Annotated in this window: 9 protein-coding genes and 1 pseudogene; 6 read left to right on the top strand and 4 right to left on the bottom strand. The window is 71.0% G+C overall.

The window, feature by feature from the left end; genetic code table 11:
- The 6 genes from AC27IO_RS14835 to AC27IO_RS14810 form a co-directional block, all read left to right on the top strand.
- Window positions 1-780 (top strand): RCC1 domain-containing protein (locus AC27IO_RS14835; protein ID WP_498739421.1); only part of this gene is annotated, 780 nt, incomplete at its 5' end.
- 9 nt (window positions 781-789) lie between these two features.
- A complete protein-coding gene (locus AC27IO_RS14830; RefSeq protein ID WP_498739419.1) occupies window positions 790-2,001 on the top strand; it encodes a multicopper oxidase domain-containing protein in 1,212 nt (403 codons plus the stop codon).
- Complete coding sequence (locus AC27IO_RS14825) at window positions 1,916-2,491, top strand: multicopper oxidase domain-containing protein (protein WP_498739422.1); 576 nt, start codon at window positions 1,916-1,918, stop codon at window positions 2,489-2,491. The genes AC27IO_RS14830 and AC27IO_RS14825 overlap by 86 nt, the downstream gene beginning before the upstream one ends.
- 280 nt (window positions 2,492-2,771) lie before the next feature.
- Window positions 2,772-3,569, top strand: coding sequence for an EAL domain-containing protein (locus tag AC27IO_RS14820; RefSeq protein ID WP_284430201.1), 798 nt, complete (start codon window positions 2,772-2,774; stop codon window positions 3,567-3,569).
- 90 nt (window positions 3,570-3,659) lie between these two features.
- Window positions 3,660-4,406: a transporter substrate-binding domain-containing protein gene (locus AC27IO_RS14815; RefSeq protein ID WP_498739417.1), complete on the top strand. Its 747-nt coding sequence runs from the start codon at window positions 3,660-3,662 to the stop codon at window positions 4,404-4,406.
- Window positions 4,407-4,667: 261 nt separating this feature from the next.
- Window positions 4,668-5,051, top strand: a complete 384-nt coding sequence (locus tag AC27IO_RS14810) for a cupin domain-containing protein (RefSeq protein WP_498739416.1) — start codon at window positions 4,668-4,670, stop codon at window positions 5,049-5,051.
- A 78-nt stretch (window positions 5,052-5,129) separates the two neighbouring features.
- Here the strand turns inward: AC27IO_RS14810 and AC27IO_RS14805 are convergent, their stop codons facing one another.
- From AC27IO_RS14805 to AC27IO_RS14790, 4 genes and pseudogenes are all read right to left on the bottom strand, one after another.
- Window positions 5,130-6,959 carry a gamma-glutamyltransferase family protein gene (locus AC27IO_RS14805; RefSeq protein ID WP_498739414.1) on the bottom strand — a complete coding sequence of 610 codons (1,830 nt, stop codon included), beginning with the start codon at window positions 6,957-6,959 and terminating at the stop codon, window positions 5,130-5,132.
- A gap of 176 nt (window positions 6,960-7,135) precedes the next feature.
- Window positions 7,136-8,757: pseudogene (locus AC27IO_RS14800) on the bottom strand (alkaline phosphatase D family protein).
- A gap of 69 nt (window positions 8,758-8,826) precedes the next feature.
- A complete protein-coding gene (locus AC27IO_RS14795) occupies window positions 8,827-10,356 on the bottom strand; it encodes a GGDEF domain-containing protein (RefSeq protein WP_284430206.1) in 1,530 nt (509 codons plus the stop codon).
- 145 nt (window positions 10,357-10,501) lie between these two features.
- On the bottom strand, window positions 10,502-11,476 hold the full coding sequence (locus AC27IO_RS14790) for an NADPH:quinone oxidoreductase family protein (RefSeq protein ID WP_284430207.1): 975 nt from the start codon (window positions 11,474-11,476) through the stop codon (window positions 10,502-10,504).
- Window positions 11,477-11,580 lie beyond the last annotated feature (104 nt).

The following is an 11,580-nucleotide window of genomic DNA, read 5'->3' as shown; positions in this document are numbered from 1 at the left end:
CGACGCGTGGGCGTGTCGGGCCTGCCGTCCCCCGTGGTCCAGGTGGCGCAGACCGAAGCCGCCGCGTTCGCGCTGCAGGCCGACGGCACGGTGCGCTCCTGGGGCATGGCGGGCTATGGGCAACTGGGCCGCGCGACGGCCTCGCGCGAATCCGCGCCGCAGGCCATCGAAGGCCTGGGTGCCATCGCGCACCTGGCGCCCGGCCATGCGCACGTGCTGGCGCTGGACCGTGCCGGACGCGTCTGGGCCTGGGGCGCCAACGCGGCCGGCCAGCTCGGCAACGGGGCGCTGAAGGAATCCGCCGTGCCGGTGCGGGTGGACCTGCCCGGGCGCATCGTGCAGGTGGCCGCGGGCGACACGCACAGCTTCGCGGTGGACGCGCAAGGCGGGCTGTGGGCCTGGGGCTCCAACCAGTACGGGCAGGCGGGCGGCGGCGATGCGCGCTATGTCGCCAGGCCCGTGCGGGTGCGCACCGGCTTCGCCGTGGCGCAGGTGGATGCGGGCATGTTCTACACCGTGGCGCTGTCGCGCCAGGGCGACGTGTTCGCATGGGGCTGGAACGGCATGGGGCAGCTCGCGCGGGACGGCCTGGCCTTTTCCGCCAGGCCGCTGAGGGTGCCGGCGCTGCGCGGCGTGCTGCAACTGGCGGCCGGATCGGGCCATGTGCTGGCGCGCACGGGCACCGGGCTGCTCGCCTGGGGCGACAACCGCTCGTCCGCCTGCGGGGCGTTTCCGTCCACCGCCGTGCAGGTCCGACCCCATCCCATCGCATTCGCCTGAAGGCCCGCCATGACCGATTCTTTCTCGACCCCGGAGCCGACGCGCCGCGCCAGCCTGCAGTGGATGTTCGGGCTCTCCCTGGGCACGGTGGTCGCCCCGCTGGCCGGCTGCGGCGGCAGCGCCTCCGGCGCCACGGCGGACACGCTGCCCGAGCCCGCCGCGCTGACCTCGTCCGGCGGCCAGCTCAGCCTGGACCTGTTCGCCCGCTACGGTGCGCAGCCGCTGCGCATCGCGGGATCGCAGCCGCCGGCCTATCCGGGCGTGGCCCGCACGGTGCAGACCGCGCTGCGCAGCTTCAACGGCCAGTACATGGCGCCCACGCTGCACCTGCAGCCCGGCGACACGTTGCGCATCCGGCTGGTGAACGAACTGCCGGCCAACGTGAAGGGCCAGTCCTCGCTGGACTACCTCAACCACCAGAACAGCACCAACCTGCATTTCCACGGCCTGCACGTCGATCCGCGGGAGATCCGCCCCGGCGTGTTCGGCGACTACGTGGTGGACATGGCCGAGGCCGGCGTGCTGCCGGGGGCCAGCCGCCAGCACGAGGTGGCCATCCCGGCCGACCACACCAACGGCATCTACTGGTACCACCCCCATCTGCACGGGTCGTCCAACGTGCAGGTCTCCAGCGGCATGTTCGGCGCCATCCTCATTCACGACCCCCAGGACACCTTCATCGACACGCCGGACATCCGCGAGCGGGCGATCCACGTGCACAAGGTCAACCTGACCGACGACGGCAAAACGGAATCGTTCTACGACTCCATCCGCACCGCGTCGTCGGGCTTTTTTGCTCAACGGCGCCTACCAGCCCACCATCGTGATGCGGCCGGGCGAGGTGCAGCAGTGGCACTTCGTCAACACGGCTTCGTTCTACCCGTTCAACCCCGTGCTGGACGGCCACACGCTCTGGGCATATGCCAAGGACGGCAACGTGTTCAACCGCCGTTTCAAGCCCATCAACGCGGCCACCTCGGACCAATTCGACAACGCCCACTGGCCCGGCAACGCGCTGTACCCCGGCAACCGCCATTCGATCGTGGTGAAGGCCAGCGACGTGCCTGGCACGTACTACCTGCGTTCGGTCAAGGCGCCGTCGAGCGAGGCGCAGGACGAGATCGTCGCGCGCATCGTGGTGGAGGGCACGCCGCTGTCCACCCCGCTGCCCCAGCCCGCGCGCCTGCCGCGCTATGCCGAGCACCTGCCCATCACCGATGAGGAACTGGCGGCCCATGGCGGCAAGCAGCGCAGCCTGGTGCTGGCCGTACTGCCCAAGACGAGCGAGCGCCTGGCCCAGCCCATTCCGGCGGGGGAGGGCTGGTTCATCCCGCTGTCGGACGGCGTCGACGGCTTCACCGACACCGTGTTCTCGTCCGGCGACGCCTCGCCGCAGGCCCGGCTGTCGCCGTTCCAGTCGTCGCTCACGGCCACGCAGACGGTGGCGCTGGGCGCGGTGGAGGAGTGGACCATCCAGAACCTCAACCGCTACCCGCACCCGTTCCACATCCACGTCAACGACAGCTATGTGGTCCGGGTCAACGGCGAGGCGGTCGATCCGTACTGGGCCGACACGCTGCCGGTGCCGCCGATGGGCAGCATCACCTTCCGCATGCGGTTCACCGACTTCCATGGCCAGTTCGTGTGGCACTGCCATGCGCTCGACCACGAAGACCTGGGAATGATGCAACTGGTGCACGTGGTGGCGTGACGGGTGAACGAGCACGAGCGAGCGAACACGGCCGAGAGCCGGCGCGCAGCCGCAGGAACCAAGAGAGAGAGGGGAGAGAAGAAGAGCGCGGCGAGGGGCCCGGTGCGGTGCGCCGGGCCCCGCAGTCGTGCGCGCAAGGCCGCCTGAGGGAGCGGCGCGGGCGCCAAAGCCCTCGCGGCCCGGTGGGTCACGGGACGCGCGCGGGACCGATGTGCCGCAAGATGCGCGTAAGCTGTCGGCTCGATCGCCGCCCCGCCATTGCCCGTGGCCCATCGCTGTCATGAATCAGCCCGCCTCCCTCCACGCCGCCTCTTCGGCCACCGCCTCTTCGCCCGCCTGCGCCGCCTGCCGCGACGGCCAGGCGCTGGACTTCGAGTTCACCATGGCGTTCCAGCCCATCGTCGATCTGCGCGACCGCAGCGTCTACGCCTACGAGGCGCTGGTGCGGGGGCTGGACGGCAGTTCGGCCCAGAGCATCCTGGATCGGGTGACCGAGCAGAACCTCTACGCCTTCGACCAAGCCTGCCGCGTGAAGGCCGTGGAACTGGCCGCGGCGCTGGGCATGCCCTGCCGGCTGAGCATCAACTTCCTGCCCAACGCCGTGTACCAGCCGGAGGCCTGCATCCGCGCCACGCTGCAGGCCGCGCAGCGCTGCGGCTTTCCCACCGAGCGCATCATCTTCGAGATCGCCGAGCGCGAGAACCTGCTGGACAAGGCGCACCTGCAGGGCATCCTGCACGCCTACCGCCGCCACGGCTTCCTGAGCGCGATCGACGATTTCGGCGCGGGCTACGCGGGCCTGAACCTGCTGGCCGACTTCCAGCCCGATCTGCTGAAGATCGACATGGCCCTGGTGCGCGGCGTCGACCGCCACCCGGTGCGGCAAGCCATCGTGCGCGGCATCGTGGGCCTGTGCCATGACCTGGGCGTGCAGGCCCTGGCCGAAGGCGTCGAAACCGATGCCGAGCTGCACACCCTGCGCGGCCTGGGCATCGACCTGTTCCAGGGCTACCTGTTGGCCCGGCCCGCGCTGCAGGCCCTGCCGCCCGTGCGCTGGCCGCAGGACGCCGCCACCTGACGCGCTGCGTCGCCAGGCGGCCGCGGGGGTTTACACGGCGCGCCGGCTGGAAGATGCTCGGCCTTCGTTCAACCCCCCGTCCTTCGCCGCATGTCCATCGATCCCGCCGTCCTCCAGGCCTTTGCACCCACCGGGGTGCTGCGCGCCTCCATCAACCTGGGCAACCCCATTTTGGCCAAGGCCGGTGCGCCGGGGGCGGACCCGTCCGGCGTGTCCGTCGATCTGGCGCGGGCCCTGGCCGAGCGCCTGGGCGTGCCGATCGCCTTCGCCGTGTTCGATGCGGCCGGCCGATCGGTCGAGGCCGTCACGCAGGAGCAGGCCGATGTGGGCTTCTTCGCTGTGGACCCGCTGCGCGGCGCCGGCATCGCGTTCACCGCGCCATACGTGCTCATCGAAGGCTGCTACCTGGTGCGCGAGGACTCGCCGCTGCGCGACAACGAGGCCGTGGACCGGCCCGGTCACCGGGTGGTGGTCGGCAAGGGCAGCGCCTACGACCTCTATCTGAGCCGCGAGATGAAGGCCGCCACCCTGGTGCGCGCCCCCACGTCGCCCGCCGTCGTGGAGACCTTCCTGGCCGAAGGCGCCGACGTGGCCGCGGGCGTCAAGCAGCAGCTGCAGGCCGATGCGCAGCGCCTGGGCGGCGGCCTGCGCCTGCTGCCGGGCCGCTTCATGGTCATCCAGCAGGCCATGGGGCTGCCCAAGGGCCGGGGCGCGGCCGCGGCGGGCGTGCTCCATGCCTTCGTGGAGGAGGCCAAGGCCAGCGGCTTCGTGCAGTCGGCGCTGGAGCGGCACGGCATCCAGGGCGCCTCCGTGGCGCCGGCCCAGGCCCCGGCGTGAGGCAGGGATTCGATTGCTATCGTTTTAATAGCGATATGCCCTAGTGTTGATTGCGCTGGGGCCTGTTTTGATACCAAGCCTGCTTCGCAGGGCACCGCCGGGGTGCTGGCCGGTGCGGTGCGCGCGGGGCCGCGCATAAGATCGCATCGGCACCGGACGGGCCGCGGCATGCTGCGGCGGCCCGCGCTGCCATCCGACCATTCCAAAGGAGACAACCCATGAAAAAAAACGTTCCGCCTGCTGGCCGCCGCATTTGCCCTGGTGGGAGTGGCATCGACGGCGTCGGCCGAGGTGTACCCCAAGGAGGCGCTGCTGAAAGCCAACAAGGAGGGCGCCGGCGGCGGCAAGGGCACGCTGGCCGGCGAATACGCCTTCACCCGCGACAAGGCGCTCAAGGACCAGGCCATCAAGGAGATCAGCTGGCTCACGCTGCAGCCGGGTGACTCCATCGGCTACCACAAGCACACCAGCAACGAGGACACCTACGTCATCGTCTCGGGCCGCGGCACCTTCAAGGACAAGGACGGCGTGGACGTGGCCGTGAAGCCGGGCGACGTGACCATCGTGCGCAAGGGCGAATCGCACGGGCTGACCAACACCGGCACCGAGCCGCTGGTGTTCCTGGACGTGATCGCCGAGCAGTAGGCGCTGGCGCGGCGGCCAGCCCCGGGCCGCAACGCCCAAGAGCACCCTCAGGGTGCTCTTTTTTTGAGGGGCGGGCGCTCAGTCCCCCATCACCACGCCTTCGCGGCGCGGGTCGGCGCCGCCCAGCCACATCGGCTGCCCGTGCACCTCGGCGCGGGTGATGGCCTGCAGGCCGCTGGTCATGTTCATCTCGCGCACCTCGGCGCCGCGGGCACGCAGCGCCTCCACCGTGGCCGGCGGGAAGCGTTTTTCCTCCAGCATCGTCGGGCCATTGAGCGAGCCGAAATTGGGCAGGTTGATGGCCTGCTGCGGCATCAGCCCCCAGTTGAAGATGCCGTAGAGCGTCTTGGCCGTGTAGTGGATGATGAGCGCGCCGCCCGGGCTGCCGCCGCTCATCACCACCTGGCCGGTCTGCTTGTCGAACACCAGCGTGGGCGCCATCGACGAGCGCGGGCGCTTGCCGGGCTCCACGCGGTTGGCGATGGGCTGGCCCTGCGCGTCCTTGGGCGCGAAGCTGAAATCGGTCAGCTCGTTGTTCAGCAGGAAGCCCTTGACCATCTGGCGCGAGCCGAACTGGTCTTCGATGGTGGTCGTCATCGCCACCGCGTTGCCGAAGGCATCGACGACGCTGATGTGGCTGGTGCCGTGCTCGATCTGGTCGGGCATGGGCGCATGGCTGGTGCGGACCGCGCCGGGGTTGCCGGGCTGCGCCACCTTCATGCTCTGTGGGCCGATCAGTTGGGCGCGCTGGGCGAGGTAGGCGGGGGCGAGCAGGGTGCTCCAGCTGCCGCCCGGCGGCTGCACGAAGTCGGGGTCGGCCACGTAGAGGCCGCGGTCGGCGAAGGCCAGGCGCGAGGCCTCGTTGTACAGGTAGAGCCAGTCGGCACTGGGCAGCCAGTCGCCCGCGCCCTTGGGGCCTTCCTGCAGCGCCATCGTGGTGGCGTCGGTGTTCTTCAGGATGCCCAGGATCTGTCCCACGGCGATCGCGCCCGAGCTGGGCGGCGGAAAGCCGCACAGGCGAAAGTCCTTGGAGGCCACCTGGTAGTCCGTGCACAGCGCCTCGCGCTTCCTGGGCTGGTAGCCGGCCAGGTCGGCCAGCGCCAGGCGCCCGGGGTTGGTCGGGTGGCCCTGCACCTTGGCGACGATGGCCTGCGCCACTTCACCCTCCAGCAGCGCCTTGGAGCCGTTGCGCGCGATGCCTTTCAGCACGGCGGCCAGTTCGGGGTTCCTGAGGACATGGCCCACGGGCCAGGGCTGGCCCGCCGCGTCGAAGAAGTAGGCGCGCGCGGCCGGGTCCTGGGCCAGGTACTTTTCGTTGGCCAGCAGGGTGTTCAGGCGCGGGCTCACCTTGAAGCCGTTCTCAGCCAGCTGGATGGCCGGCTGGAAAAGCGATGCCCACGGCAGCTTGCCGTGCTCCTGGTGCGCCAGCTCCAGCATGCGCACCGCGCCGGGCGTGCCCACCGAGCGGCCGCCCACCACGCCGTCGTAGAAGGGCACGGGCTTGCCGTCTGCGCCGAGAAAGAGGTTCTCGGTGGCGGCGGCCGGCGCCGTCTCGCGGCCGTCATAGGCCTCGACCCGGCTGCCCGCCGAGTGCAGCAGGAAGGCGCCGCCGCCGATGCCGCTCGATTGCGGCTCGACCAGCGACAGCACCATCTGCACCGCGATGGCGGCGTCGATCGCCGAGCCGCCGGCCTGGAGCACCTGGTAGCCCGCATCGGTGGCCAGCGGGTTGGCGGCCGCCACGGCGAACTTCTGAGTCGCCCAGCCGGGCTTCTCGGTGTAGCCGGACGCGCCTTCGGGCTGGTCGGGCAGCGTGTAGTTCAGGCGGGGGCTGGTGCCGCAGGCCGCGAGCAGGGCGGCAGCCGCGAGGGCAGCCAGCCGGGCGGCGGGCAGGTGCTTGGGGGTCATGGAGTCTCCCGGTGTGGTGGGCGCCATGGTAATGCGGGGTGCAGGCCTGGCCTGCGGGTGTTACACCCCGCTACCGAAACGGCGCGCGTGGGTGGCCCCTGCGTTGGACGCCTTTGGTCTTTTTGGCCTCCGGCGCAATCAATACTAGGGCATTTAGCTATCTATTTTGTAGCAAATCAAAGGTCGCGCACGGGCCCGGGGCGACCGTCTTCCACCACGAAGCGGGCCAGGGTGGAAGCGCCGCTGTCGGCCCGCAGCGGGTCGTCCACGGTGCGCAGCGTGGTGGTCCAGCGCCGGGGCGTGACCTCGGCCAGCCCCCAGCCGCGCAGGTCGCAGCGTGCCAGCAGCACGTGCGGGTTGTGGCGGGCGATGGCGTCCACCTTGTCCTGCGTGGTGCCCGAGCGCGAGCTGATCGAGGTGCCGCAGAACTCGCTGGCCAGCACGCGGGCCGTGGGGGCCACGGAGGACTCGGCAGGCGCGTCCCCGTCGGCCGGCGCCATCACGTTGCAGACGTAGTTCTGGTGGATGTCGCCCCCCAGCAGCACCGTGTTGCGCGGCGCATGCCGGGCCACCGACTGCAGCAGCCGCTGGCGCGCGGCCGGGTAGCCGTCCCAGCTGTCGGTCGATTGCACGCCCGAGGGGTAGTGGCGCGGCGAGAACAGCGTCTGCTGCGCGATCACGCTCCACCGGGTGCCCTCGCCGATGGCGCTTCCCACACCGCCGCCGCGTGCATCGGCGGCCAGGCCGGCATCCAGCCAGCGCTCCTGCGCCGTGCCCAGGAAGCTGCGCCCGGGCGCCTGCAGTTCGGCGCAGTCGCCGGGCCGCACAGCGCCCGCGCCGCTGCTGCCTTCCGCGCGGCAGGCCTGGCGGTCGCGGAACTGGCGCGCATCCAGCAGGTGGATGGTCGCCAGCCGCCCCCAGGGCAGCGCGCGGTACACCTGCAGCGCGCCGAACCCGCTGGCCGCCAGGCTCGCGGCGCGCAGCGGCGTGTGTTCGTAGAAGGCCTGCCATGCCGCCGTGCGCATCGCCAGGAAGTCGGCGGCGTCGCCGCGGCCGTGGGTGCCGGCGTAGTCGTTCTGTACCTCGTGGTCGTCCCAGGTCGTGGCCCAGGGGCACAGCGCGTGGGCCGCCTGCAGCGAAGGATCGCTCTTGTGCAGCGCGTAGCGGTCGCGGTAGTCGGCCAGCGTGTGCGCCAGGCGCAGGCCGTGCACGCGCGCCAGCCCGGCCGGGTCCTTGGGGCTGGCGTATTCGTAGATGTAGTCGCCCAGGAACAGCACCAGGTCGGGCGACTGGCGGCACACGTCGGCCCAGGCCGCGTAGTGGCCGTGCTCCCACCGCTGGCACGACGCGAAGGCGATGCGCAGGCCCGGCGCCACATCCCCGCGGCCGGCGCGGTGCGCGTGCGGCCGGTGGCGCTGACGGCGTCGCCCTGCAGAAAGCGGTAGTGGTACCAGCGCCCCGGGGCCAGCCCCTGCAGCTCGACATGCACGCTGTGCGCGAACTCCGGCAAGGCGGTGGCCGTGCCGCGCTGCACGATGCGGCGAAACGCGTCGTCGTGCGCCACCTCCCACCGCACGGCGAGCGGGCGGTTCCACGCGCCGGGTTCGGCGGGCACGAGGCGCGTCCACAGCACCATCCCATCGGGCGAGGGGTCGCCGCTGGCCACGCCCAGCGTGAACGGGTCGTGCCGCAGCGCTGCGGTGCCTGCCCCGGCCCAGCGGGGCCAGGCGGCCACGCCCGCGGCCCAGGCGGCCCGTTGCAGCAGTGCCCGGCGCGAGAGCAGGGGTGTTTGCGTCATGGGAAGGGTTGCAGTGCGCGAGCGGAAACGGTCAGGCCGGGCGCTCGGAAAAGGCCGCCCGGGAGGGGCTCAGGCGGCCATCACGCGGTTCTTGCCCGCGCGCTTGGCCAGGTACATGCCCTGGTCGGCCCGGCGGATGGCTTCCGTGCTGCCCTCCTGCTCGGCCATCTGCGCCACGCCGGCGCTGAAGGTGATGAGCACCTTCTCGCGGTCCTTCAGGAAGTAGCGCGTGGTCAGCTCGCGCTGCAGCCGTTTCATGGCTTCCACGCCCTGGTCCAGGTCGGTGTCGGGCAGCACCAGCACGAATTCCTCGCCGCCGTAGCGCGCCAGCATGTCCTGCGGGCGCATCACCTCGCGCGTGACGCCGGCCAGGTGCACCAGCGCCTCGTCGCCGGCCGTGTGGCCCAGGCGGTCGTTGATGAGCTTGAAGTTGTCCACGTCCAGCAGGGCCACGCACAGCGGCGAGCCGTTGCGCGTGGCGCGGGCGATCTCGCGCTCCATCACCTCGTCCAGGCCCTTGCGGTTGAGCGAGCCGGTGAGCGGGTCGTGCCGGGCCTGGGCGCTGGCGCGGTCCAGCTCTTCCTGCAGCTTGGTGATCTCGGCATGGCGCGCATCGGAGCGCGCGCGCAGGTCCTGCAGCTCGTCGCGCGCCACCCGGCTGTCCAGGGCCATGGCGCGCGTGGCGCTCATCACCTCCTCGAGCAGCGGGGTGATCTCCTGCAGGCTGTTGGCCTGGCCGATGCGCTCGGCGCAGTGCTCCATCTTGTCGTGGTAGGTGCTGCTGGAGGCGGTGATCTGCACCAGCCGCTCGATGAAGGTGGCCAGCAGCTCCTTCATCTGTTCCTGCGCCTGCACGGTGCGCTCCTTGGCCTCCGTCTGCTTGAAGATCACGTCTTTCAAGCGCCGCTGCACCTCGTCCAGCCGGCGCAGCGTGAGCGGCGGCGTGGAGGCGGCCATCAGCGCCTCGACCTGGCCCTGCAGCCAGCGGTCGTCCTGGCTCAGCACGGCGATGTTCTCGAACAGCATGTGCAGCAGTTCGAGCAGGCTGGCGCGGATGGCGGCCTGGTCCTCGGTGGCGAACGACAGCCGGTAGCTGAAGTTGTTCAGCATCAGGCCGAAGGTCGAGATCGGCGGCGAGGGCTGGCGCAGGAAATTGGTCAGCTGCGCGGCCAGTTCATGCACGCGGGCATCGTCCTCGCCCAGCGCGGGCAGGGTGTTGTCGATCAGGCGGGCGAGCTGCTCGGTCAGTTCCTCGGGCAGGTGCGTGGCGGCCGAGGGCTCCGCGGCCGCGGCGGCCGGTGCGGCCACGCTGGCCAGCCCGAGGTTGGCGTAGCCCACGAGCACGCTCTGCAACTGGGCCCAGTCGGTGTTGTCGATGGCGGATTCGAACAGGCCCAGCAGGCGCTTTTGCGCCGGGGTCTGTCCGGGCAGCACGCGCAGGATGTGGCGCAGAGGGCCTTCCGGAAAGGCGGTGGGGCTGGGGTTGCCGGCGATCTCGTCGTAGAGGGCCTGGTAGTTGTCGGGCGTGGGCGCCAAACGGCGCGCGGCCAGCTGCTTGAGGGTTTCTCGCGCGATTTCTGAAGGGGGGCGGTCGGCCATCTGGCGTGCACGGAAAGGCAAAGATGCGCGAGTGTGACAGACGGCGCACCGCTTGAACAGGCGCCCGCAGGGCATCCGTGCAACGCCGGTCCCGCGCACCACCGGCCTGGGTGAAGGGCCCGGCGGGTGCGGGCCGGCGCCAGTGTCAGTTCACCATGACCAGCTTGCCCATCACCCCGCGCGATCCCATGTGGGCATAGGCTGCGGGTAGTTGCGCCATCGGCATGGTGCGGTCGATCACGGGCTTGATGGCGCCCTCGCCGTACCAGGCGGCCAACTCGGCCATCATGGCGGCGTTGGCCTGCCGCTCGCGCCTGGAGAACTCGCCCCAGAACACGCCCACGATCGAGGCGCCCTTGAGCAGCGCCAGATTCAGCGGCAGCGCCGGGATGGGGCCGGAGGCGAAACCCACGACCAGGTAGCGCCCGCGCCAGGCGATCGAGCGGAAGGCGGGCTCGGTGAAGTCGCCACCCACCGGGTCGTAGATCACGTCCGGGCCCTTGCCGTCGGTCAGCGACTTGATCGCCTCGCGCAGGTTTTCCTCGGTGTAGTTGATGACGGCGTCCGCCCCCACGGACAGGCACAGCTTGCATTTTTCCTCGGTGGAGGCGGCCGCGATCACGCGGGCGCCCATCTTCTTGGCGATCTGGATGGCCGCCGTGCCCACGCCGCCGGCCGCACCCAGCACCAGCACCGTCTCGCCGGCCTTGAGCTGCCCCCGGTCCACCAGCGCATGGTGCGAGGTGGCGTAGATCATGATGAACGCCGCCGCATCCACGTGCGAAAAGCCCTCGGGCAGCGGCATGCACAGCGCCGCGGGCGCCACCGCGTGGGTGCCGAAGCCGCCCGTGCCGGTGAGGCAGGCCACGCTCTGCCCGGGGCGCAGGTGGGTGACGCCTTCGCCCACGGCCTCCACCACGCCGGCGTATTCCGACCCCGGCACGAAGGGCAGGGGGGGCTTCATCTGGTACTTGTTCTGCACGATGAGCAGGTCGGGAAAGTTCAGGCTGGCGGCCTTGATCGCGATCAGCACCTCGCCCGCCTTCGGCGTGGGCGTGGGCAGTTCGGTCCAGGCCAGGGCGTCGACGCCCGTCGGGTTGGTGCAAAGCCAAGCATGCATGGAAGGTCTCCTGTCGGTGTGGCCGCATGATAGGCGCGGGGGGGCGGCATGGCGAGTCCCTGGAGCGACGGCGGCTGCCGGCGGGGGGGGGGGGCGGGGGGCGG

Source organism: Acidovorax sp. KNOB132 (genome assembly GCF_057541515.1).
The sequence above is the reverse complement of the archived record's forward strand: the minus strand, read 5'-3'. Positions and strand labels throughout refer to the sequence as shown.

Coding starts and splice junctions, on each gene's coding strand:
- AC27IO_RS14830 (WP_498739419.1), top strand. CDS start 790: ATGACCGATTCTTTCTCGACCCCGGAGCCGACGCGCCGCGCCAGCCTG.
- AC27IO_RS14790 (WP_284430207.1), bottom strand. CDS start 11,476: ATGCATGCTTGGCTTTGCACCAACCCGACGGGCGTCGACGCCCTGGCC.
- AC27IO_RS14815 (WP_498739417.1), top strand. CDS start 3,660: ATGTCCATCGATCCCGCCGTCCTCCAGGCCTTTGCACCCACCGGGGTG.
- AC27IO_RS14795 (WP_284430206.1), bottom strand. CDS start 10,356: ATGGCCGACCGCCCCCCTTCAGAAATCGCGCGAGAAACCCTCAAGCAG.
- AC27IO_RS14805 (WP_498739414.1), bottom strand. CDS start 6,959: ATGACCCCCAAGCACCTGCCCGCCGCCCGGCTGGCTGCCCTCGCGGCT.
- AC27IO_RS14820 (WP_284430201.1), top strand. CDS start 2,772: ATGAATCAGCCCGCCTCCCTCCACGCCGCCTCTTCGGCCACCGCCTCT.